Origin of the sequence: Winslowiella toletana, assembly GCF_017875465.1 — a bacterium.
In the GTDB taxonomy this organism is placed as follows: Bacteria; Pseudomonadota; Gammaproteobacteria; order Enterobacterales; family Enterobacteriaceae; genus Erwinia; species Erwinia toletana.
Window position 1 is genome coordinate 1,898,462 of sequence record NZ_JAGGMQ010000001.1, and the last position, 23,302, is coordinate 1,921,763.

A 23,302-nucleotide genomic window follows, 5' to 3' on the forward strand; every position below is an offset into this window, starting at 1 on the left:
CCTGCGCAACTGCGTTAACGGTCACATTGCTTCTATATAGTGAAACTATTTGCACCGTTTGTGATCAGCGTATCTGGCATTGCCTCGGTTTGGTGCGCGATATTAATAAAACTGTCTGATTACACCCGAGTATTAATATCTCTTTCCAACGATTTCAGGATTCTGCACTTTTGGCATTCCATTTGCAAAGTCGTGGAAGGCTTAACGCCGCAGACAGGAAAAAGTGCACTACAACAAAGCGCACTAAACATAAAAAATCAATTACGCCACACAGGATGCTTTATGAATAAAATGATGCTTTCAACTTTGGTTGCCACTGCTGCGCTGTTTGCAGTTGCGAATCAGGCTCATGCTGGCACCACGCTGGACGCCATTAAAAAGAAAGGTTTTGTGCAGTGCGGTATCAGCGATGGCCTGCCGGGCTTCTCGTATGCTGATGCCAGCGGTAAGTTTACTGGCCTTGACGTTGACGTGTGCCGCGCGACTGCTGCTGCGGTATTTGGCGATGCAACCAAAGTGAAATACACCCCACTGACGGCGAAAGAGCGTTTTACCGCGTTGCAGTCTGGTGAAGTGGATATCCTCTCCCGTAATACCACCTGGACCTCAGCACGCGATGGCGGCATGGGCTTTATGTTCGCTGGCGTTAACTATTATGACGGTATCGGCTTCCTCACCCATAACAAAGCCGGGTTGAAGAGCGCAAAAGAGCTTGATGGCGCAACAGTATGTCTGCAAGCCGGTACTGATACCGAACTGAACGTGGCTGACTACTTTAAAGCCAATAATATGAAGTTCACTCCGGTCACCTTTGACCGCTCCGATGAATCAGCTAAAGCGCTGGATAGCGGTCGCTGCGATACGCTGGCTTCCGACCAGTCTCAGCTGTATGCACTGCGCATTAAACTGGGCAAACCAGGCGAATTTATCGTGCTGCCGGAAGTGATCTCGAAAGAGCCGCTGGGACCCGTGGTACGTCGTGGTGATGATGACTGGTTTACCATCGTTAAATGGTCATTTAACGCCATGCTGAACGCCGAAGAGATGGGCATCACCTCTAAAAACGTCGATCAGATGGCCGCTAAACCGACCACGCCGGATATGGCTCACCTGTTAGGTAGCGAAGGTGACTTCGGTAAAGACCTGAAGCTCGATAACAAATGGGCTTATAACATCATCAAACAGGTTGGTAACTATCAGGAAAGCTTTGACCGCAACGTCGGTAAAGACAGCGCGCTGAAAATTGCTCGTGGTCAGAATGCCCTGTGGAATGCTGGCGGCATCCAGTACGCTCCACCAGTACGTTAATTCCCATCGCTTACCGGGCGCCGTACACGCGGCGCCCACGCCAGAGTTTTCGTAGCTGAGGTTTCAACATGTCTCAACGCCCAACCGTGAAAAAGGATTTTTCATTCAGCAATCCAGCGGTGCGCGCATGGCTTTATCAGATTATCGCAATTGTCGCGGTCTTCGCCGTTGTCGGTTATCTGATTCATAACACCGTAGTGAACCTGGGCAACCGTGGTATTACCTCCGGGTTTGGCTTTCTTGAGCGTAGCGCCGGTTTTGGTATCGTCCAGCATCTGATTGATTATTCTGATTCTGATACCTACGCCCGTGTCTTTCTTGTCGGCCTGACCAATACCCTGCTGGTTTCCGCGCTCTGTATTGTTTTTGCCACTATTCTGGGCTTTTTTATTGGCTTAGCGCGTCTGTCAGACAACTGGCTGCTGCGTAAAATTTCGAATATCTATATCGAAATCTTCCGTAATATTCCGCCATTGCTGCAAATCTTCTTTTGGTATTTTGCCGTATTACGCAATCTGCCTGGACCGCGTCAGGCGCTTAACGCGTTCGACCTCGCTTTTGTCAGTAACCGCGGTCTCTATATTCCGTGGCCTGAATACGCGCCCGGCACCCTGCCTTTTCTGATCGCCCTGCTGATTGCGATTGCCGCCAGCGTCGGCCTGTTCCGTTTTAACCGCAAACATCAGTTAAAAACCGGGCAGTTGCGTCGTAGCTGGCCGGCCGCGCTGGCGATGCTGATTGTGTTTCCGCTGTTAGCGCATCTCACTTTTGGCGCCGCAATGCACTGGGACGTGCCCGAACTGCGTGGCTTTAACTTCCGTGGTGGCTTCGCGCTGATTCCGGAACTGGCGGCGCTGACCCTCGCGCTGTCGATCTACACCTCGTCGTTTATCGCTGAAGTGATCCGCTCCGGTATCCAGTCAGTCGATCATGGTCAGCACGAAGCCGCCCGTTCGCTGGGGCTGCCAAATCCGGTTACCCTGCGTCAGGTGATTATCCCGCAGGCAATGCGCGTGATCATTCCCCCGCTCACCAGTCAGTACCTGAATATTGTGAAAAACTCGTCGCTGGCGGCAGCGATTGGTTATCCGGACATGGTCTCGCTGTTTGCCGGCACGGTGCTGAATCAGACCGGCCAGGCCATCGAAACCATTGCCATCACCATGGCGGTTTACCTGATCATCAGCCTGTCGATTTCGCTGTTAATGAACATCTATAACCGCAAAATCGCGCTGATTGAGCGTTAAGAGAACGGTATCATTATGACTGTAACCACTCATGAAACTCCGCCAGTGCCTACCAATGCGTTTTCACGCGCGGTGAGCTGGGCAAGAAAAAATCTGTTCTCCAGCTGGTCCAACTCCCTGCTGACAGTGTTCTGTCTGTGGGTGATCTGGATAGCCATTCCGCCGGCGCTAAACTGGCTGATATTCCAGGCTAACTGGCTCGGCAGTACCCGTGCCGACTGTACCAAAGATGGCGCATGCTGGGTGTTTATCCATGCCCGTTTCGGCCAGTTTATGTATGGACTCTATCCGCATGAGCTGCGCTGGCGCATTAATCTGTCGCTGATTATTGGCCTGCTGTCGATTATCCCGATGTTTATTAAAACCCTGCCACGCCGCGGAAGCTATATCGCTACCTGGGCCGTCACCTACCCGATAGTTGTATGGTTGCTGCTGTACGGTGGCTACTTCGGTCTCGAACGAGTCGAGACGCGCCAGTGGGGCGGCTTGACCCTGACGCTAATTATCGCCTCAATCGGTATCGCCGGTGCGCTGCCGCTGGGGATTTTATTAGCGCTGGGCCGCCGTTCGCGTATGCCGGTATTGCGGACGCTGTCGATTATCTTTATCGAGTTCTGGCGTGGCGTGCCGCTGATTACCGTCCTGTTTATGTCCTCGGTAATGCTGCCGCTGTTTATGGCGGAAGGCACCACCATCGACAAGCTGGTACGTGCCTTAGTCGGCGTTATCCTGTTCCAGTCAGCTTATGTCGCTGAAGTAGTGCGAGGTGGTTTGCAGGCGCTACCGAAAGGGCAATATGAAGCCGCTGAATCACTGGCGCTGGGCTACTGGAAAACCCAGGGCCTGGTGATCCTGCCGCAGGCGCTGAAGATGGTGATCCCGGGACTGGTTAACACCATTATTGCGCTGTTTAAAGACACCAGTCTGGTGATCATCATTGGTTTATTTGATCTTTTCAGTAGTGTGCAGCAGGCAACTGTCGACCCGACCTGGCTCGGTATGTCGACCGAAGGCTATGTCTTCGCCGCGCTGGTCTACTGGATTTTCTGTTTTAGCATGTCGCGCTACAGCCAGCATCTGGAGAAGCGCTTTCACACCGGGCGTACACCGCACTGAGGTTTAAAATGACTCAACCTAAAATTAATTCTGACGACGCGATGATGATTACGCTCGAGAATGTTAACAAGTGGTATGGACAGTTTCATGTGTTGAAAGATATCAATCTGCAGGTTAAACCGCGCGAACGTATCGTGCTGTGTGGTCCCTCAGGTTCCGGTAAATCAACCACTATTCGCTGTATTAACCATCTGGAAGAGCATCAGAAGGGACGGATTGTTGTCGATGGCACCCTGCTGAATGATGATCTGCGCAATATTGAACGCGTGCGTACCGAAGTGGGAATGGTGTTCCAGCACTTTAATCTGTTCCCGCATCTGACTGTGTTGCAAAACTGCACGCTGGCGCCGATTTGGGTGCGTAAGACACCGAAGAAAGAAGCAGAACAGCTGGCAATGCACTATCTGGAGCGCGTACGTATCGCCGAGCATGCACATAAGTTTCCCGGCCAGCTCTCCGGTGGTCAGCAGCAGCGTGTGGCTATCGCTCGCTCACTGTGTATGAAGCCGAAAATTATGCTGTTTGATGAACCGACTTCAGCACTGGATCCGGAGATGGTGAAAGAGGTGCTGGATACGATGATTGGCCTGGCAGAAGATGGCATGACTATGTTGTGCGTAACCCACGAGATGGGCTTTGCCCGCACCGTCGCTGATCGGGTGATCTTTATGGATCGCGGCGAGATCGTTGAACAGGCGCCGCCGCAGGAGTTCTTCTCCAGTCCGAAGTCAGAGCGTACCCGTGCGTTCCTCTCTCAGGTAATCCACTGATTTATATGCAGGATTAGCATCAAGCCCTGGTCTTCTGGCCAGGGCTTTTTTATGGCTAAGGATGTCATTAATAGCCGCCCTGCCAGATATGACAGACACAAAAAAGCCCCATACTTTCGTATGGGGCTTTTCTGTTAAATTGATGCCTGGCAGTTCCCTACTCTCGCATGGGGAGACCCCACACTACCATCGGCGCTACGGCGTTTCACTTCTGAGTTCGGCATGGGGTCAGGTGGGACCACCGCGCTAAAGCCGCCAGGCAAATTCTTGATTTACCGAACTCACGCTTTATTACTGGTGCTGATACCCAGAGTCGAACTGGGGACCTCACCCTTACCAAGGGTGCGCTCTACCAACTGAGCCATATCAGCAAAACTTCGGGCGACATAAATGTCGCCCTTACTAATTTGATGCCTGGCAGTTCCCTACTCTCGCATGGGGAGACCCCACACTACCATCGGCGCTACGGCGTTTCACTTCTGAGTTCGGCATGGGGTCAGGTGGGACCACCGCGCTAAAGCCGCCAGGCAAATTCTTTGTGCTCTGTCCTGTGTCTTTTACGCTCTGACCGCGTTGGCTGCCTTCGCGTCACTCAGTCACATACTTCTGTATGCTCCTTCATGCCGTCTCAGTTGCCGCCTTGTCACAGCGCAAAATCCTTCGGACTTAATTCCGGTGAACAAGCTGAATACTGTCGCGTCTCTCATAACGCTCACCAAAACACTTCTGGTGTTGTAAGGTTAAGCCTCACGGGTCATTAGTACCGGTTAGCTCAACGCATCGCTGCGCTTACACACCCGGCCTATCAACGTCGTAGTCTTCAACGTCCCTTCAGGACTCTCAAGGAGTCAGGGAGAATTCATCTCGAGGCAAGTTTCGCGCTTAGATGCTTTCAGCGCTTATCTTTTCCGCATTTAGCTACCGGGCAATGCCATTGGCATGACAACCCGAACACCAGTGATGCGTCCACTCCGGTCCTCTCGTACTAGGAGCAGCCCCTCTCAATTCTCCAGCGCCCACGGCAGATAGGGACCGAACTGTCTCACGACGTTCTAAACCCAGCTCGCGTACCACTTTAAACGGCGAACAGCCGTACCCTTGGGACCTACTTCAGCCCCAGGATGTGATGAGCCGACATCGAGGTGCCAAACACCGCCGTCGATATGAACTCTTGGGCGGTATCAGCCTGTTATCCCCGGAGTACCTTTTATCCGTTGAGCGATGGCCCTTCCATTCAGAACCACCGGATCACTATGACCTGCTTTCGCACCTGCTCGAGCCGTCACTCTCGCAGTCAAGCCAGCTTATGCCATTGCACTAACCTCACGATGTCCGACCGTGATTAGCTGACCTTCGTGCTCCTCCGTTACTCTTTAGGAGGAGACCGCCCCAGTCAAACTACCCACCAGACACTGTCCCCACCCCGGATTACGGGGCCAGGTTAGAACATCAAACATTAAAGGGTGGTATTTCAAGGTTGGCTCCACGCAGACTGGCGTCCACGCTTCAAAGCCTCCCACCTATCCTACACATCAAGGCTCAATGTTCAGTGTCAAGCTGTAGTAAAGGTTCACGGGGTCTTTCCGTCTTGCCGCGGGTACACTGCATCTTCACAGCGAGTTCAATTTCACTGAGTCTCGGGTGGAGACAGCCTGGCCATCATTACGCCATTCGTGCAGGTCGGAACTTACCCGACAAGGAATTTCGCTACCTTAGGACCGTTATAGTTACGGCCGCCGTTTACCGGGGCTTCGATCAAGAGCTTCTCCTTGCGGATAACCCCATCAATTAACCTTCCGGCACCGGGCAGGCGTCACACCGTATACGTCCACTTTCGTGTTTGCACAGTGCTGTGTTTTTAATAAACAGTTGCAGCCAGCTGGTATCTTCGACTGCCTTCGGCTCCGCCCGCGAGGGGGTTCACCTACCAGCAGCGTGCCTTCTCCCGAAGTTACGGCACCATTTTGCCTAGTTCCTTCACCCGAGTTCTCTCAAGCGCCTTGGTATTCTCTACCTGACCACCTGTGTCGGTTTGGGGTACGATTCGATGTTACCTGATGCTTAGAGGCTTTTCCTGGAAGCAGGGCATTTGTTACTTCACCACCGTGGTGGCTCGTCATCACGCCTCAGCCTTAAAGCATTCCGGATTTGCCTGGAACGCAAGCCTACACGCTTAAACCGGGACAACCGTCGCCCGGCTAACATAGCCTTCTCCGTCCCCCCTTCGCAGTAACACCGGGTACAGGAATATTAACCTGTTTCCCATCGACTACGCTTTTCAGCCTCGCCTTAGGGGTCGACTCACCCTGCCCCGATTAACGTTGGACAGGAACCCTTGGTCTTCCGGCGAGCGGGCTTTTCACCCGCTTTATCGTTACTTATGTCAGCATTCGCACTTCTGATACCTCCAGCAGACCTCACAGTCCACCTTCGACGGCTTACAGAACGCTCCCCTACCCAACAACGCATACGCGTCGCTGCCGCAGCTTCGGTGCATGGTTTAGCCCCGTTACATCTTCCGCGCAGGCCGACTCGACCAGTGAGCTATTACGCTTTCTTTAAATGATGGCTGCTTCTAAGCCAACATCCTGGCTGTCTGTGCCTTCCCACATCGTTTCCCACTTAACCATGACTTTGGGACCTTAGCTGGCGGTCTGGGTTGTTTCCCTCTTCACGACGGACGTTAGCACCCGCCGTGTGTCTCCCGTGATAACATTCTCCGGTATTCGCAGTTTGCATCGGGTTGGTAAGCCGGGATGGCCCCCTAGCCGAAACAGTGCTCTACCCCCGGAGATGAGTTCACGAGGCGCTACCTAAATAGCTTTCGGGGAGAACCAGCTATCTCCCGGTTTGATTGGCCTTTCACCCCCAGCCACAAGTCATCCGCTAATTTTTCAACATTAGTCGGTTCGGTCCTCCAGTTAGTGTTACCCAACCTTCAACCTGCCCATGGCTAGATCACCGGGTTTCGGGTCTATACCCTGCAACTTAACGCCCAGTTAAGACTCGGTTTCCCTGCGGCTCCCCTATACGGTTAACCTTGCTACAGAATATAAGTCGCTGACCCATTATACAAAAGGTACGCAGTCACCCCCCTGAAGAGGGCTTCCACTGCTTGTACGTACACGGTTTCAGGTTCTGTTTCACTCCCCTCGCCGGGGTTCTTTTCGCCTTTCCCTCACGGTACTGGTTCACTATCGGTCAGTCAGGAGTATTTAGCCTTGGAGGATGGTCCCCCCATATTCAGACAGGATGTCACGTGTCCCGCCCTACTCATCGAACTCACAGCAAGTGTGCCTTTGTGTACGGGAGTATCACCCTGTACCCTGCGACTTTCCAGACGCTTCCACTGACGCACAAACTGATTCAGGTTCTGGGCTGTTCCCCGTTCGCTCGCCGCTACTGGGGGAATCTCGGTTGATTTCTTTTCCTCTGGGTACTTAGATGTTTCAGTTCCCCAGGTTCGCCTCGTTAAGCTATGTATTCACTTAACGATGATGCACCGCAGTGCACCGGGTTTCCCCATTCGGGTATCGACGGGTATAGCGCCTCATATCGGCTTACCGTCGCTTATCGCAGATTAGCACGCCCTTCATCGCCTCTGACTGCCAGGGCATCCACCGTGTACGCTTAGTCGCTTAACCTCACAACCCGGAAGTGTCTTTCGACCCTTCAGAGCTGCAAGCATTTGAGAGACTCGAATATATCGTGCTTCATTTCTTATTACGGAGAAATGAGACGACATATCGTTTCAATTTTCAGCTTGTTCCGGATTTTTAAAGAGCATAATACTTCGCAGCATACCGTTGCCGGTGTGCTCTGAAGTATTTTTTAGTAACGGTATGGTGGAGCTAAGCGGGATCGAACCGCTGACCTCCTGCGTGCAAGGCAGGCGCTCTCCCAGCTGAGCTATAGCCCCATACAGTTACTGCAGAGACCTTTACTACCACTCACCAGGAGTCACATCCGTTTAAGAACACGAATGTTAATTTGGATTCAGGCAAGGCATGCAGGAGGGAAGTTTACTCTGGTAAACGACCGAGTGCATAACGCAGCATGAATACAAATTTGGTAGGCCTGAGTGGACTTGAACCACCGACCTCACCCTTATCAGGGGTGCGCTCTAACCACCTGAGCTACAAGCCTGTAGAGGTTTTTTCTGCTCGTTACTTTCATCAGACAATCTGTGTGGGCACTGCGCGGAGTATCTTCACATAGGTAAGGAGGTGATCCAACCGCAGGTTCCCCTACGGTTACCTTGTTACGACTTCACCCCAGTCATGAATCACAAAGTGGTAAGCGCCCTCCCGAAGGTTAAGCTACCTACTTCTTTTGCAACCCACTCCCATGGTGTGACGGGCGGTGTGTACAAGGCCCGGGAACGTATTCACCGTAGCATTCTGATCTACGATTACTAGCGATTCCGACTTCACGGAGTCGAGTTGCAGACTCCGATCCGGACTACGACGCACTTTATGAGGTCCGCTTGCTCTCGCGAGTTCGCTTCTCTTTGTATGCGCCATTGTAGCACGTGTGTAGCCCTGGCCGTAAGGGCCATGATGACTTGACGTCATCCCCACCTTCCTCCGGTTTATCACCGGCAGTCTCCTTTGAGTTCCCGCCATCACGCGCTGGCAACAAAGGATAAGGGTTGCGCTCGTTGCGGGACTTAACCCAACATTTCACAACACGAGCTGACGACAGCCATGCAGCACCTGTCTCACGGCTCCCGAAGGCACTAAGGCATCTCTGCCGAATTCCGTGGATGTCAAGGCCAGGTAAGGTTCTTCGCGTTGCATCGAATTAAACCACATGCTCCACCGCTTGTGCGGGCCCCCGTCAATTCATTTGAGTTTTAACCTTGCGGCCGTACTCCCCAGGCGGTCGACTTAACGCGTTAGCTCCGGAAGCCACGCCTCAAGGGCACAACCTCCAAGTCGACATCGTTTACGGCGTGGACTACCAGGGTATCTAATCCTGTTTGCTCCCCACGCTTTCGCACCTGAGCGTCAGTCTTCGTCCAGGGGGCCGCCTTCGCCACCGGTATTCCTCCAGATCTCTACGCATTTCACCGCTACACCTGGAATTCTACCCCCCTCTACGAGACTCTAGCCTGCCAGTTTCAAATGCAGTTCCCAGGTTGAGCCCGGGGATTTCACATCTGACTTAACAGACCGCCTGCGTGCGCTTTACGCCCAGTAATTCCGATTAACGCTTGCACCCTCCGTATTACCGCGGCTGCTGGCACGGAGTTAGCCGGTGCTTCTTCTGCGGGTAACGTCAATCGACGCGGTTATTAACCGCATCGCCTTCCTCCCCGCTGAAAGTACTTTACAACCCGAAGGCCTTCTTCATACACGCGGCATGGCTGCATCAGGCTTGCGCCCATTGTGCAATATTCCCCACTGCTGCCTCCCGTAGGAGTCTGGACCGTGTCTCAGTTCCAGTGTGGCTGGTCATCCTCTCAGACCAGCTAGGGATCGTCGCCTAGGTGAGCCGTTACCCCACCTACTAGCTAATCCCATCTGGGTTCATCCGATGGTGTGAGGCCCGAAGGTCCCCCACTTTGCTCTTGCGAGATTATGCGGTATTAGCTACCGTTTCCAGTAGTTATCCCCCTCCATCGGGCAGATCCCCAGACATTACTCACCCGTCCGCCGCTCGTCACCCAAGGAGCAAGCTCCTCTGTGCTACCGCCCGACTTGCATGTGTTAGGCCTGCCGCCAGCGTTCAATCTGAGCCATGATCAAACTCTTCAATTAAAAAGCTTGATGCTCAAAGAATTAAAACTGTTATTCGTAATGAATATAGTAGTCACTCTTGAGACTTGATATTTCAAATTTTTTCCATCCGGGGATGGTTTGCGATATCAACCCTGCGAGTGCCCACACAGATTGTCTGATAAATTGTTAAAGAGCAGTGCAATCAGCGACTTCGTCTGCTGCTGCGAGGTGGCGTATATTACGCTTTCCTCCCTCAGAGTCAACCCCGTTTTCAGAAGTTTTTCTCCGGCGGTTCAGAACCGATTAACTCGCTTCCCGAACCTCCTGAGTCGCCGCTGTGTAAGCCGTTGTTCCGTCTCAGTGGTTGCGCATTATAGGGATCCGGATTTAATCCACAAGCCTTTTCTCGATCTTTTATTCTGGTTGCTGAGATTTCAATCTTTTCGCTGCGATCTCGTTCGATCCGCACATTTTTGCCGCACAATAAACGGCTGAGGTTGATAATAAAGCAACAAGCACACTACCCTTCGATCATCACATCTCAGGAGAATGATTTTATGTCCGCGGTATTACGCCCTTATAAGCAACTATTTCCACAGTCAGGTGAGCGCGTCATGGTAGATGCGTCGAGTGTAGTGGTCGGTGACGTGTCGCTGGCCGATGATGTTGGAATCTGGCCACTGGTGGTTATTCGTGGTGACGTTAATAAAGTCGTGATTGGCAAGCGTAGCAATATTCAGGATGGCAGCGTGCTGCATGTTACACACAAGTCATCGTATAACCCGGAAGGCAATCCGCTGATCATTGGCGAGGATGTCACGGTGGGACATAAAGCGATGCTGCATGGCTGTACCATTGGCAACCGCGTACTGGTTGGCATGGGGTCGATTATTCTCGACGGCGCCATTATAGAAGATGATGTGATGATTGGCGCCGGCAGTCTGGTGGCGCCTGGCAAACGTCTTGAGAGTGGTTACCTCTATATAGGTAGCCCGGCCAGGCAGGCGAGACCACTTAGCGAGAAAGAAATTGCCGGGCTGCTCTATTCCGCGAATAACTATGTTGGCTGGAAAGATGACTATTTAGCTCAGGAGAGCCAGAGCCAGCCCTGATCGTCCTCTTGTTGCTGTGCGATCAGCTGTTCTGCCTGTTCCTCAAGATCCCAGCGATGTGCTCTGAACAGTTCGATCTCGGGCATATCGCTACCATAGCGTTGTTGCAGGGTTGCACCTGAGATGGCACAGGTCAGATTAATGCCATTGACCTGCGCCGGAAAACAGACGGACTGGCGATCGCTGTCCCACTCTTCGCGATCGGGGAACTGGATCGCCTGATTCATGCCGACAGCTCGCGTTTCAGGATCGCAATCACCGGAGTAATTTCCGGCAGGATGCCATGCCACAGCAAGAAGGCATGTGCAGCTTGCCCCACCAGCATGCCTAAACCATCGGCCATCTGCGTAGCGCCCAGTTGCTGGCACCATTTCAGGAAAGGCGTCAGCCCTGACTGGTAAAACATATCGTAGCAACGCACATCCGCATTGATTAGCGAAGCCGGTAATGCCGGGATCTCGCCCGCCACACCGCTGGAGGTGGCATTGATAATCAGGTCAAACTGCTGGCCATCCAGCTGATTGAGAGCCAGCGCATCCACCGCGCCGGTATCGCGAAACAGGGTAACCAGCTCCTCAGCGCGGCTTAAGGTGCGATTAGTCAGGGTGATCGCGCACCCCGCCGACAGCAAAGGCAGGATCACTCCGCGCGCCGCGCCGCCGGCGCCGATCAACAGGATCCGGTCGCCCGTATTGATCAGATTGAGACGCTGAAGATCGGTTAATAAACCGATGCCGTCAGTATTGTCGCCTAACAGATGTCCCTGTTGATCAATCTTCAGCGTATTGACCGCGCCCGCTAATGCCGCACGTTCGGTCAGCTGATCGGCAAGGGCAAAAGCTTCCTGCTTAAATGGCAGCGTAACATTAGCGCCGCGTGCGCCCCCGGCAAAGAACTGTTTCAGGCTCGCAGCAAAACCATCTGGCGGTGCGCAAACTGTGCCATAAGGGTGTTCAATACCGGTCTGCTGCGCAAACAGCTGATGAATGCGTGGCGATTTACTGTGGCCAATTGGGTTACCAAATACGGCAAACGTTTCCATACTCTTCCTTTACTTCTGATTAGCCCTGGCGGATCAGCTCGCCAGTCATCGCATCACGGATCTCTGACGGATTTAACCGCCCGCCGGTATTGCCCACCAGCAGCGGAAAGTCAGCGCCAAATTGCGCCTGTATTTCAGCCACTGTGCGGCATGGCTCCGCACCGGTTAAATTAGCGCTGGTTGATACCAGCGGCTTGCCGAACGCGCGGCATAATCGCTGCACATCCGGGTGATCGCTAACGCGCACCGCCAGCGAAGTAAAACGTCCGGTCAGCCAGCGCGGCGTATCAGCCGCTGCCGGGACGATCCAGCTCACCGGTCCCGGCCAGCTGGAAAACATATGCTGACGTTGTTTATCCGACAGTTGCTCATCCGCCAGATAGGGTTGCAGCTGCTGATAATCGGCGGCAATCAGAATTAGTCCCTTCTCTACCGGGCGCTGTTTCAGCGCCAGTAATTTCAGTACCGCACTCTCACTGTCCGGATCGCAACCCAGACCAAATACCGCCTCGGTGGGGTAGGCGATCACGGCTTGCTGTTGAAGTTGGTTAATACATGACTCAAGTGAGCCAGCTAAAAGATCATTCTTCACTGCTTATTCCTGCGGTAACCGGCTTATTGCACGCCTTGCTGGCGCAAAAACGCTTTAAGCCTTTGGCGGTTTTTTTCTCAATAAGAAGAGGAAAGTGGCAAAACTCACACTCACCTTCAACCGGGGTAAAGTTCACGGCAAACTGGCAATCAGGATAACGATCGCACGAGTGAAAAGTTTTGCCGTAACGCGAACGACGCTGCACCAGTTTGCCCTGCTGGCATTGCGGGCAGGCGATAGTGGTCTCATCCGGCCGGTCAATCACTTCAGTATGTTCGCACTGCGGGTAATTGCTGCAGGCGATAAACATGCCGTAGCGTCCTTGTCGCAATACCAGATCAGACTGACATGCGGGACAGCTTTGCCCCTCCAGCACTTTCACCACATGGCCATCGGCCTGGCTTTTCAGCGGGCGAATATAATCGCAGGTTGGATAATCGGAGCAGCCGAGAAACGCACCGTGTTTCCCGGAGCGAATAACCAGTTCTGCCCCACACTGGGGGCAGGGTTCATTTTTTCGCACAGCGAAAAGCGCTGTTTTATTCATAGCGTTGTGTACACGAAGGCAATCTTCAGTGCAGCATTCCTTCATTGACTTCGAAAAGTAGTTCTTCCATTTGCTGATAGGCGTTTTCACATCCCGGGATGTTAAACAGCACCATCAACACGACCCATTTAAGATCTTCCAGATCGAACTCGAGGGTATCCAAAGCCATAATACGTTCGATAACCATTTCCCGGGTTTCGAGATTAAGTACCTGAATCTGCTCCAGGAACAGTATGAAACCACGGCAATTGGCATCGAGGCGCTGACTCTCTTCCTCGGTGTAGATACGCATTGACAACGGATCGCTTGCCAGCTGGATCGGTGCGGTTAATCCGTCCTGATAATCAGCCAGCTTTTCCAACCAGTTCAACGCATTATAAATATCTTCACGATGAAACCCTGCATCGGTTAAATCATCAGTCAATCTATCCTGGTCAACGCGCATTTCTGCTTCGTTGTGGATATAGGTTTCAAATAAGTACATTAATACGTCGAACATGGCATGCCCTCCTCAATCGGACATAGCCGCCGGGTACAGCTGCGATCCACCCTGCTAACTCCAGCTCAAGCAGCTTAGCTACGATGGCTGGCACAGGTTGGCCGGCACGTGCAGCGACGACGTCAACAGGTGTAACCTCATCTCCTACGTTAGCCAACACATCAGCAAATGGCAATGAAACATCAGCATTGTCTGAAGAATATATTGGCTCCGGTGCTAAAAAAGGCAGCCAGTTAAAGTCACTGGTGATTTGTTCGATAATATTGTTGGGATGCGCCACTAATAATGCCCCTTGCTGGATCAGCCAGTGCCCTCCCTCGCTGCCGCTGTTTCCCAGCGCGCCCGGCAGCGCATAGACATCGCGGTTTTGTTCCAGCGCATAACGTGCGGTCACCAGCGAACCGCTACGTAATGAGGCTTCTACCACCAGTACACCACAACTCAGCCCGCTGATAATGCGGTTACGGCGTGGGAAATGCAGCGCCAGTGGCGCCGCAGATAGCAGAAACTCCGACACCAGCGCACCGCCCGCAGCGATAATCTCGCTGGCGAGAGCGATATGCTGCCGCGGATAGAGCTGCGACAGGCCGCTACCTAACACCGCGATAGTTTTGCCCTGCACCTCCAGCGCCGCGCGATGCGCCACGCCATCGATCCCTGAGGCCAGCCCGCTGGTAATCGTCAGGCCGCTCAATGCCAGCGCCTGGGTAAACCAGCTTCCCCACTCGCGGCCATAGTGACTGCAACGGCGGCTGCCAACCACCGCCAGCTGCGTCGATGACAATAAGGCAGGATTACCAGCGACAAACAATAAGGTCGGTGGCCGGGCGATATTTTTCAGCTGTGGCGGGTACAGTGGGTGGACAGGGGTTAACAGATGGTGCTGCGGCTGTTCCAGCCAGTACAGCGTCTGCTCCAGCTCGCGTGGATTAAAGCGCATAAATTGCGCCGCCTGCTCCGCATCCAGTCCGGCGGCCAGCAGCGCCCCGGCTGAAAGACTTTGATTTAAAATCAGCGTGCTGGCGGCCTGTAACAGCCGCTCGCCACGCAGTCCGCATACGCCAGAGAGCCGAAGCCAGATCTCGGTTGAGGTCACGTTACTTTCCTTGTAAACGTCAGCGTGACAGTACGCTGCTCATCAGCAGGAATGCTGTCAATCAGCGCCTGAAATGTCTACAATAAGAGGAATAATTCTTTTATCCCTTGAACACAGATCTGGAACGATATGTCAGTTTTGCAGGTATTACATTATCCGGACGATCGCCTTCGCATCGTCGCTAAGCCCGTTAAAGAAGTAAATGCCAATATCCAGCGCATCGTGGATGATATGTTTGACACCATGTATGCCGAAGAAGGCATCGGTCTGGCGGCGACCCAGGTTGATATCCATCAGCGCATCATCGTGATCGATGTGTCAGAAGAGCGCGACCAGCGTTTAGTGCTGATTAACCCGGAAATGCTGGAAAAAAGTGGTGAAACCGGTATTGAAGAAGGCTGCCTGTCGATTCCGGAACAGCGTGCGCTGGTGCCGCGTGCCGAATTTGTCAAAGTGCGCGCGCTGGATCGTGATGGCAACAGCTTCGAGCTGCAAGCTGATGGTCTGCTGGCGATCTGTATTCAGCATGAAATGGATCACCTGGTCGGTAAACTGTTTATCGACTATCTCTCGCCGCTGAAACGTCAGCGTATCCGCCAGAAACTGGAAAAACTGGCGCGCCTTACCGCGCGTGACTGATAGCTCTGTTTGCGAAGGGAATACTGTGTCCGATTCGTTAAAAATCATATTCGCCGGAACCCCTGACTTTGCCGCGCAGCATCTCGCTGCGCTGTTAACCTCAGAACATCAGGTTGTTGCTGTCTTTACCCAGCCGGATCGTCCGGCGGGTCGCGGTAATAAGCTGACACCCGGCCCGGTAAAAGCGCTGGCGCTGGAGCATGATATTCCGGTGTTTCAGCCAAAATCACTGCGTCCGGAAGAGAATCAACAACTGGTTGCCGATCTGCAAGCCGACCTGATGGTGGTTGTCGCCTACGGGTTGATTCTGCCCAAAGCAGTGCTGGATATGCCACGACTCGGTTGTATCAATGTGCACGGCTCTCTGCTGCCACGCTGGCGTGGTGCAGCGCCGATTCAGCGTTCACTGTGGGCAGGCGACAGCGAAACCGGCGTCACTATTATGCAGATGGATGTTGGCCTCGATACCGGCGATATGCTGTATAAGCTCTCCTGTCCGATTGAAGCCAGTGATACCAGCGCCACGCTCTATCAAAAACTGGCTCAGCTGGGTCCGGCCGGTATGCTCGCCACTATTGAACAACTGGCCAATGGCAGCGCACAGCCGCAAATTCAGGATGAAACCGCGGCGAATTATGCTGAGAAGCTGAGCAAAGAAGAGGCTAAGCTCGACTGGTCACTCTCCGCCGCCCAGCTGGAACGCTGTATCCGCGCTTTTAATCCATGGCCAGTGAGCTGGTTCCTGATTGAGGATCAGCCGGTTAAAGTGTGGCAGGCGCAAGTGCTGCCGCATCAGGCGAACAGCCAGCCTGGGGAGATTCTGCATGCTGACAAAAATGGTATTCAGATCGCCACCGCTGACGGCGTACTGAATATTACCGAATTGCAGCCCGCTGGCAAAAAAGCGATGAAAGCGCAGGATATCCTGAACTCCCGCCGTGAATGGTTCACACAGGGCAATATCCTTGCCTGATTCTTCAGCCCGGCCTCTGGTCGGGCTTTTGTTTATTGATGACTCAAACAATGAAAAAACAGACCAACCTCCGCAGCCTTGCGGCACAAGCTATTGAGCGCGTTGTCGAGCAGGGACAATCATTAAGTCATGTCCTGCCGGCAGCACAGAAATCACTGCCAGAAAAAGACAGCGCTTTGCTGCAGGAACTCTGTTTCGGCGTGCTGCGCACCCTGCCGCAGTTACAGTGGATTATTAATAAACTGATGTCGCGTCCGATGACCGGCAAACAGCGCACTATCCACTTTCTGATTATGGTCGGCCTGTATCAGCTGATGTATACCCGCATTCCGGCCCATGCCGCACTGGCGGAAACCGTTGAAGGCGCGGTGGTGCTAAAGCGTCAGGCGCTGAAAGGTTTGATCAACGGCGTATTGCGCCAGTTCCAGCGTCAGCAGGAAGCGCTGATGCTGGAAATGAACGACGGTCCGCATAAATATCTGCATCCGAAGTGGCTGCTGGAACGCCTGCAACGCGCATGGCCAGAGAACTGGCAGCAGATTGTTGAGGCCAATAACCAGCGTCCGCCGATGTGGCTGCGCGTTAACCGTCAGCATCACAGCCGTGATGCCTGGCTGGCGCTGCTACAGGCCTCGGGTAAGGAAGCCGAAGCGCATCCAGAACATCAGGACGCGCTGCGCCTTGATGCGCCCTGCGCTGTTAATCAGCTACCCGGTTTCGACCAGGGCTGGGTAACGGTGCAGGATGCCTCCGCCCAGGGCTGTATCGCGCTGCTTGATCCGCAGAATGGCGAGTCGATCCTCGACCTGTGCGCCGCACCTGGCGGCAAAACCACCCATATTCTCGAAGCCGCGCCACAGGCCAAAGTCATGGCTGTCGATATCGATGAACAGCGACTGACGCGAGTAAACGAAAACCTGGCGCGCCTGGGGATGACCGCCACGGTGAAAGCCGGCGATGGCCGTTATCCGCAGCAGTGGTGCGAAGGGATGCAGTTTGATCGCATCCTGCTGGATGCCCCGTGCTCCGCTACCGGTGTTATCCGCCGCCACCCGGATATTAAGTGGCTGCGCCGCGACCGCGATATCGCTGAACTCGCCGCTTTGCAGCAGGAAATTCTCGATGCCATCTGGCCACAGCTGAAATCAGGCGGCACCCTGCTGTACGCCACTTGTTCGATTCTGCCGGAAGAGAACCATCAGCAGGTCAGCGCGTTTCTCGCTCGCCATGCCGATGCGAAACTGCAGCCGATTGCTGACGACGGACAGCCTGGTCTGCAAGTATTCCCGCACCCACAAGGTGGGGATGGTTTCTTTTACGCTAAGCTGATAAAAAATTGATTATCCGGTCAGGCAATCAATCACGGGATAAGCAGGAAAGACGATGAAAATAATCATTCTTGGCGCCGGACAGGTTGGCGGAACGCTGGCAGAGAACCTCGTTGGTGAAAACAACGATATTACCGTGGTCGATACTGATGGCGTTCGTTTGCGCCAGCTACAGGACAAATTTGACCTGCGGGTCGTGCAGGGGCACGGTTCACATCCACGTGTGCTGCGCGAGGCCGGGGCAGAAGACGCGGATATGCTGGTCGCGGTGACTAACTCGGATGAAACCAATATGGTCGCCTGCCAGGTGGCCTATTCGCTGTTCAATACGCCAAACCGTATTGCGCGTATCCGTGCGCCCGACTATATCCGTGACGCCGACAAGCTGTTTATGCCCGAAGCGGTGCCGATTGACCATCTGATCTCCCCTGAACAGCTGGTTATCGACAATCTCTATCGCCTGATTGAATACCCGGGCGCCCTGCAGGTGGTGAATTTTGCCGAAGGGAAAGTCAGCCTCGCGGTGGTAAAAGCCTATTACGGCGGCCCGCTGGTCGGTAATGCGCTGTCAATTATGCGCGAGCATATGCCGCATATTGATACCCGCGTGGCGGCGATTTTCCGTCAGGATCGCCCGATTCGCCCGCAGGGTTCAACCATTGTAGAAGCTGGTGATGAGGTGTTCTTTATTGCCGCCAGCCAGCATATTCGCGCGGTAATGAGTGAATTGCAGCGTCTTGAAAAACCCTATAAGCGCATTATGCTGGTCGGCGGCGGCAATATCGGTTTTGGTCTGGCGCAGAAGCTGGAAAAAAATTATAGCGTGAAGCTGATTGAGCGTAATCAGCAGCGCGCCGCCGAACTGGCCGAACATCTGCAGGACACTATCGTGTTTTACGGCGATGCTTCCGATCAGGAGCTGCTGGCGGAAGAACATATCGATCAGGTCGATCTGTTTATTGCCGTCACCAATGACGATGAAGCTAACATCATGTCCGCGATGCTGGCGAAGAAGATGGGGGCGAAGAAGGTGATGGTGCTGATCCAGCGTAAAGCCTATGTCGACCTGGTGCAGGGCAGCGTGATTGATATCGCTATCTCACCGCAACAGGCGACCATCTCCGCCCTGCTTGGTCATGTGCGCAAAGCGGATATCGTCAGTGTATCGTCACTGCGCCGTGGTATCGCCGAAGCCATTGAAGCGATCGCTCATGGCGATGAAACCACTTCGCGTGTGGTTGGCCGTTTAATTGATGATATTAAACTGCCGCCAGGCACCATTATTGGTGCAGTGGTGCGTGGGGATGATGTGATGATTGCTAACGACAATTTGCGTATTGAACAGGGCGACCATGTTATTATGTTCCTGACAGATAAGAAGTTTGTGCCGGATGTTGAACGCCTGTTCCAGCCCAGCCCGTTCTTTCTTTAACCTGTAGGGGCGGCGTTCTCGCCGCCCCTGCTAATGATTAGTACGGGAGCCGAAAACCGCTCCCCTACAGGTATTTGCCAGTTATTCCTGCGCAGCGATGGCAAAAGGCCAATCGTTTGTTAGACTTTAGCCATTGGCACAGGAAAGGAGAGAAGAATGAGTTTATTCAAAGAGTTTCGCGACTTTGCAATGCGCGGCAATGTTGTCGACCTTGCAGTTGGTGTAATTATCGGTGCAGCGTTCGGTAAGATCGTTTCAGCGTTGGTGGCAAATATTATTATGCCGCCGCTGGGGTTACTGATTGGCGGAGTGGATTTCAAACAGTTCGCCTGGGTGCTGAAACCGGCAGAAGGTGAAACTCCCGCAGTGATTATGCAGTACGGCGTCTTTCTTCAGACGGTGTTCGATTTTGTTATTGTCGCCTTTGCCATTTTCCTGGCAATTAAACTGATGAACAAACTGCACAAGAAAAAAGAAGCGGCTCCGGCAAAAACCCCGGCGCAGGAAGTTCTGCTTACTGAAATTCGTGACCTGCTGAAAGAACAAAACAACCGTCCTTAACCGCATTACGGGCGGCGAAAACGCCGCCCCTACAAAAGATTGCGATTTTCTGTAGGGGCGGCGTTCTCGCCGCCCAAACCAGAAGGCCAGTGGTAAATATCAGTTGCTGATGCTTACCACTGGCCTCCCAGTTACCTTTCCTTGCGTGTTTGTCTTTACGCCGATAGCTGCCTTTGCCTTTCTGATTCACTTCAATACGCGGTTTAAACAGTGGGTCGTGCAGTAACGCCTCAATGGCGTTGTGCTGTATCTGGCCTTTTTTATGCTGATAAGCGGTCATGGTGCTGCTCCTTTGTGATTAACGCGCAAAATATAGACCCGTTTGGCGCAATTTTCAATTAGCTTGCGCATTAACGGCTGTCGCGCCTTGTTCCAGGGCTTCCAGAATCGAGCAGCAGACGCTGCTATGCTGGTCGGTGCCACAACAGGCATCATTCAGCCGCTGTAGTGAACGCTGCATATGTTGCAACTCGGCAATCATCCCCTCCACTTCATTCAGCCGGTTCTGCACGATGGTTTTAGATTCATGGCAGCTGTGATGCTCAGGATCGACACGGATCGACAGCAGTTCGCGGATCGATTCAAGGGTAAACCCAAGCTGACGACCGTAACGAATAAATTTAAGCCGCTGCAAATCCTGCCCACTGTACAGGCGAAAGCCGCCTTCGGTGCGCACCTTATGGTCCATCATCTGCTGCTTTTCGTAATAGCGAATAGTATCAGGCGTCACATCCGCCAGTTTTGCCAGCTGTCCAATACGAAACATCATTTGTCTCCTGCAAGACGTTGCTTAACGTGATGGCGGTATTCACCGTTAAGAAAAGCGGTGCTCAGACCGGCCTGCGTCAGTTTTATTTCCAGCAGCCGCAGACGTTTAAGCTGCGGCTGATAGCGATCATCGGCGGGGTCCAGCGATCGCAGCAGGCTATCCAGTTCGATCGCTTCGCGTTTCATCTCCAGCTCGGGCGGCAGATAGCCGGAATTCTTCAACAGCCGATATGCCGCGCGCAGTTCCGGCGCAACATGGCTGTCGTCATCGAGAATAAGAGGCTTCCCCTGACCGGGCAGATTATCCAGCTCACCACTGGCTTGTGCTTCACGAATATGTTGTTCAACGAGTTGGTCAATAAACCACATCATCTTCTCCTGTACGGAAATGAACTATGGATAGTTTAACCACATGTCAGCGGGGAGGGGCGAGGAATTTTGGATATAAAAAAACCGGGCAAGCCCGGTTTTTTTACGTTGCTACAGATTACTCTGCAACAGCTTCTGTCAGCTCTGGACGATCAACCAACTCGATGTAAGCCATCGGAGCGTTGTCACCAGCGCGGAAGCCACACTTCAGAATGCGAGTGTAACCACCGGCACGGCTCGCAAAACGCGGGCCCAGCTCGTTAAACAGTTTTGCCACGATCTCGTTATCACGAGTACGGGCGAATGCCAGACGACGATTAGCTACGCTGTCGGTCTTGGCAAGAGTAATCAGCGGCTCAACTACACGACGCAACTCTTTTGCTTTCGGCAGGGTCGTCTTGATGATCTCATGACGAACCAAAGAGCCAGCCATGTTGCGGAACATAGCCTGACGATGGCTGCTGTTGCGGTTCAGTTGACGACCACTCTTACGATGGCGCATGACCTTATCCTTCTCAGTGAAACCTTAACCTGTGATCGGTTTATTCATCAGCAATGCTAGCTGGTGGCCAGTTTTCCAGGCGCATGCCCAGTGACAGACCACGTGACGCCAGCACATCTTTAATCTCGGTAAGAGATTTCTTACCAAGGTTAGGCGTTTTAAGCAGCTCAACCTCGGTACGCTGTACCAGATCACCGATGTAGTGGATAGCTTCTGCCTTAAGGCAGTTAGCAGAGCGGACAGTCAATTCCAGATCGTCAACAGGGCGCAGCAAGATCGGATCGAATTCTGGTTTCTCTTCTTTAACTTCCGGCTGACGTACATCACGTAAGTCAACGAAAGCTTCAAGTTGTTCTGCCAGGATGGTTGCCGCACGGCGGATCGCTTCTTCAGGATCAATAGTGCCGTTGGTTTCCATTTCGATGACCAGCTTGTCCAGGTCGGTACGCTGTTCTACGCGCGCTGCTTCAACATTGTAGGCTATACGGTCTACAGGGCTGTAGCAGGCGTCGACTAACAGACGACCAATCGGGCGCTCATCTTCTTCCGAATGAATTCGGGCAGACGCCGGCACATAACCACGACCGCGCTGAACTTTGATACGCATATTAATTGCTGCGTTCTCATCGGTCAGGTGGCAGATCACGTGCTGCGGCTTGACGATTTCGACATCACCATCATGGGTGATATCGGCTGCAGTCACAGGGCCAATGCCAGATTTATTCAAGGTAAGAATAACTTCATCTTTGCCCTGAACTCTTACCGCAAGGCCTTTCAGGTTGAGAAGGATTTCCAGGATATCTTCCTGTACACCTTCTTTGGTGCTGTACTCATGCAGTACACCATCAATTTCAACCTCGGTCACCGCGCAACCCGGCATGGATGAAAGCAGAATACGGCGCAGTGCGTTACCAAGAGTATGGCCAAAGCCACGCTCTAAAGGCTCAAGGGTCACCTTGGCATGCGTCGAACTGACTTGCTCGATATCTACCAGGCGCGGTTTTAGAAACTCTGTCACAGAACCCTGCATTGTGTCCTCTCTTTGGTACTAAGCTTTACTTGGAGTAAAGCTCGACGATCAGGTGTTCGTTAATGTCCGCGGACAGATCAGTACGTTCAGGAATACGCTTGAACACACCTTCCATCTTAGTTGCATCAACTTCCAGCCAGGTTGGCTTTTCACGCTGTTCAGCCAGCTCCAGAGCAGCTTTCACGCGAGATTGCTTTTTGGCTTTCTCACGGATGCTAACAACGTCATTCGGAGTTACCTGATAAGAAGCGATGCTAACAACGCGTCCGTTTACCAGTACAGATTTATGGCTAACTAACTGACGTGATTCTGCACGTGTAGCGCCAAAGCCCATACGATAAACAACGTTATCCAGACGACCTTCCAGCAGGGCCAGCAGGTTTTCACCTGTGTTGCCTTTCAGACGAGCGGCTTCTTTGTAATAGTTACGGAACTGACGCTCCAGAACACCATACATACGGCGAACTTTCTGCTTTTCACGCAACTGCACACCATAGTCAGACAGACGCGGTTTACGCGCACCGTGCTGGCCAGGAGCTTGTTCAATCTTACACTTGGTATCAATCGCGCGAACGCCAGACTTAAGGAACAGGTCTGTACCCTCGCGACGGCTCAGCTTGAGCTTAGGACCCAAATATCTTGCCATTT

Annotated in this window: 22 protein-coding genes, 3 tRNA genes and 4 rRNA genes; 10 read left to right on the forward strand and 19 right to left on the reverse strand. The window is 53.0% G+C overall.

Annotation, left to right across the window (positions count from 1 at the left end):
* Positions 1–282 precede the first annotated feature (282 nt).
* From J2125_RS08795 to J2125_RS08810, 4 genes are all read left to right on the forward strand, one after another.
* Positions 283–1,308 carry an amino acid ABC transporter substrate-binding protein gene (locus J2125_RS08795; protein ID WP_017801514.1) on the forward strand — a complete coding sequence of 342 codons (1,026 nt, stop codon included), beginning with the start codon at positions 283–285 and terminating at the stop codon, positions 1,306–1,308.
* Positions 1,309–1,376: 68 nt separating this feature from the next.
* Positions 1,377–2,555, forward strand: coding sequence for an amino acid ABC transporter permease (locus J2125_RS08800; RefSeq protein WP_017801515.1), 1,179 nt, complete (start codon positions 1,377–1,379; stop codon positions 2,553–2,555).
* 15 nt (positions 2,556–2,570) lie between these two features.
* The gene (locus J2125_RS08805; protein WP_017801516.1) at positions 2,571–3,671 is read left to right on the forward strand and encodes an amino acid ABC transporter permease; all 1,101 of its coding nucleotides are present in this window, start codon (positions 2,571–2,573) and stop codon (positions 3,669–3,671) included.
* 8 nt (positions 3,672–3,679) lie between these two features.
* The gene (locus J2125_RS08810; RefSeq protein WP_017801517.1) at positions 3,680–4,441 is read left to right on the forward strand and encodes an amino acid ABC transporter ATP-binding protein; all 762 of its coding nucleotides are present in this window, start codon (positions 3,680–3,682) and stop codon (positions 4,439–4,441) included.
* Between the two features lie 144 nt (positions 4,442–4,585).
* Here J2125_RS08810 and rrf (J2125_RS08815) read toward each other — a convergent pair.
* From rrf (J2125_RS08815) to J2125_RS08845, 7 genes are all read right to left on the reverse strand, one after another.
* Positions 4,586–4,701, reverse strand: a 5S ribosomal RNA gene (gene rrf / locus J2125_RS08815).
* A 35-nt stretch (positions 4,702–4,736) separates the two neighbouring features.
* Positions 4,737–4,812, reverse strand: a tRNA-Thr gene (locus J2125_RS08820).
* Between the two features lie 41 nt (positions 4,813–4,853).
* Positions 4,854–4,969: ribosomal RNA gene (rrf, locus tag J2125_RS08825) — 5S ribosomal RNA — on the reverse strand.
* A 208-nt stretch (positions 4,970–5,177) separates the two neighbouring features.
* Positions 5,178–8,085: ribosomal RNA gene (locus J2125_RS08830) — 23S ribosomal RNA — on the reverse strand.
* Positions 8,086–8,284: 199 nt separating this feature from the next.
* Positions 8,285–8,360, reverse strand: a tRNA-Ala gene (locus J2125_RS08835).
* Between the two features lie 150 nt (positions 8,361–8,510).
* A tRNA-Ile gene (locus J2125_RS08840) sits at positions 8,511–8,587 on the reverse strand.
* Positions 8,588–8,660: 73 nt separating this feature from the next.
* Positions 8,661–10,203: ribosomal RNA gene (locus tag J2125_RS08845) — 16S ribosomal RNA — on the reverse strand.
* Together the 16S, 23S and 5S rRNA genes with 3 tRNA genes alongside form the textbook arrangement of a ribosomal RNA operon.
* A 518-nt stretch (positions 10,204–10,721) precedes the next feature.
* On the opposite strand from J2125_RS08845, the gene J2125_RS08850 reads away from it, so the two are divergent.
* Positions 10,722–11,276: a gamma carbonic anhydrase family protein gene (locus J2125_RS08850; protein WP_017803696.1), complete on the forward strand. Its 555-nt coding sequence runs from the start codon at positions 10,722–10,724 to the stop codon at positions 11,274–11,276.
* On the opposite strand, the gene J2125_RS08855 is transcribed toward J2125_RS08850, so the two are convergent.
* From J2125_RS08855 to dprA, 6 genes are read right to left on the reverse strand one after another with little or no spacing between them, the layout of a single operon-like run.
* On the reverse strand, positions 11,252–11,503 hold the full coding sequence (locus tag J2125_RS08855) for a DUF1488 family protein (RefSeq protein WP_017803695.1): 252 nt from the start codon (positions 11,501–11,503) through the stop codon (positions 11,252–11,254). The two genes, J2125_RS08850 and J2125_RS08855, sit on opposite strands and share 25 nt — an antisense overlap.
* Positions 11,500–12,318 (reverse strand): shikimate dehydrogenase, encoded by an 819-nt coding sequence (gene aroE, locus J2125_RS08860; RefSeq protein ID WP_017803694.1) that lies wholly within the window; start codon positions 12,316–12,318, stop codon positions 11,500–11,502. Before aroE ends, J2125_RS08855 begins: the two co-directional genes overlap by 4 nt.
* Positions 12,319–12,337: 19 nt before the next feature.
* On the reverse strand, positions 12,338–12,910 hold the full coding sequence (gene tsaC, locus J2125_RS08865) for an L-threonylcarbamoyladenylate synthase type 1 TsaC (protein WP_017803693.1): 573 nt from the start codon (positions 12,908–12,910) through the stop codon (positions 12,338–12,340).
* A complete protein-coding gene (locus J2125_RS08870) occupies positions 12,900–13,457 on the reverse strand; it encodes a DNA topoisomerase family protein (RefSeq protein WP_017803692.1) in 558 nt (185 codons plus the stop codon). Before J2125_RS08870 ends, tsaC begins: the two co-directional genes overlap by 11 nt.
* A gap of 25 nt (positions 13,458–13,482) precedes the next feature.
* Positions 13,483–13,956 (reverse strand): DUF494 family protein Smg, encoded by a 474-nt coding sequence (smg, locus tag J2125_RS08875; RefSeq protein ID WP_026112067.1) that lies wholly within the window; start codon positions 13,954–13,956, stop codon positions 13,483–13,485.
* On the reverse strand, positions 13,928–15,052 hold the full coding sequence (gene dprA / locus J2125_RS08880; RefSeq protein WP_017803690.1) for a DNA-protecting protein DprA: 1,125 nt from the start codon (positions 15,050–15,052) through the stop codon (positions 13,928–13,930). The genes smg and dprA overlap by 29 nt, the downstream gene beginning before the upstream one ends.
* Positions 15,053–15,181: 129 nt before the next feature.
* Between dprA and def the strand changes: the two genes are divergently transcribed.
* From def to mscL, 5 genes are all read left to right on the forward strand, one after another.
* Positions 15,182–15,691, forward strand: coding sequence for a peptide deformylase (gene def / locus J2125_RS08885; protein WP_017803689.1), 510 nt, complete (start codon positions 15,182–15,184; stop codon positions 15,689–15,691).
* A gap of 25 nt (positions 15,692–15,716) precedes the next feature.
* Entirely contained in the window at positions 15,717–16,664 is a 948-nt protein-coding gene (gene fmt, locus J2125_RS08890) for a methionyl-tRNA formyltransferase (RefSeq protein ID WP_017803688.1), read from the forward strand.
* Positions 16,665–16,714: 50 nt separating this feature from the next.
* Positions 16,715–18,004, forward strand: a complete 1,290-nt coding sequence (rsmB, locus tag J2125_RS08895; protein ID WP_017803687.1) for a 16S rRNA (cytosine(967)-C(5))-methyltransferase RsmB — start codon at positions 16,715–16,717, stop codon at positions 18,002–18,004.
* A 43-nt stretch (positions 18,005–18,047) separates the two neighbouring features.
* Positions 18,048–19,424, forward strand: a complete 1,377-nt coding sequence (trkA, locus tag J2125_RS08900; protein WP_017803686.1) for a Trk system potassium transporter TrkA — start codon at positions 18,048–18,050, stop codon at positions 19,422–19,424.
* 156 nt (positions 19,425–19,580) lie between these two features.
* On the forward strand, positions 19,581–19,985 hold the full coding sequence (mscL, locus tag J2125_RS08905) for a large-conductance mechanosensitive channel protein MscL (protein ID WP_017803685.1): 405 nt from the start codon (positions 19,581–19,583) through the stop codon (positions 19,983–19,985).
* Here the strand turns inward: mscL and J2125_RS08910 are convergent.
* From J2125_RS08910 to rpsD, 6 genes are all read right to left on the reverse strand, one after another.
* Entirely contained in the window at positions 19,939–20,265 is a 327-nt protein-coding gene (locus J2125_RS08910; protein WP_209499484.1) for an alternative ribosome-rescue factor A, read from the reverse strand. The genes mscL and J2125_RS08910 overlap by 47 nt on opposite strands.
* A 54-nt stretch (positions 20,266–20,319) precedes the next feature.
* Complete coding sequence (gene zntR / locus J2125_RS08915) at positions 20,320–20,751, reverse strand: Zn(2+)-responsive transcriptional regulator (RefSeq protein ID WP_017799032.1); 432 nt, start codon at positions 20,749–20,751, stop codon at positions 20,320–20,322.
* A complete protein-coding gene (locus J2125_RS08920; RefSeq protein WP_017799033.1) occupies positions 20,751–21,122 on the reverse strand; it encodes a DnaJ family domain-containing protein in 372 nt (123 codons plus the stop codon). Before J2125_RS08920 ends, zntR begins: the two co-directional genes overlap by 1 nt.
* Before the next feature lie 118 nt (positions 21,123–21,240).
* Positions 21,241–21,624 carry a 50S ribosomal protein L17 gene (gene rplQ, locus J2125_RS08925; protein ID WP_017799034.1) on the reverse strand — a complete coding sequence of 128 codons (384 nt, stop codon included), beginning with the start codon at positions 21,622–21,624 and terminating at the stop codon, positions 21,241–21,243.
* A gap of 40 nt (positions 21,625–21,664) precedes the next feature.
* Positions 21,665–22,654: a DNA-directed RNA polymerase subunit alpha gene (locus tag J2125_RS08930; protein ID WP_017799035.1), complete on the reverse strand. Its 990-nt coding sequence runs from the start codon at positions 22,652–22,654 to the stop codon at positions 21,665–21,667.
* Positions 22,655–22,679: 25 nt separating this feature from the next.
* The gene (gene rpsD, locus J2125_RS08935; protein WP_017799036.1) at positions 22,680–23,300 is read right to left on the reverse strand and encodes a 30S ribosomal protein S4; all 621 of its coding nucleotides are present in this window, start codon (positions 23,298–23,300) and stop codon (positions 22,680–22,682) included.
* Positions 23,301–23,302: the final 2 nt, after the last annotated feature.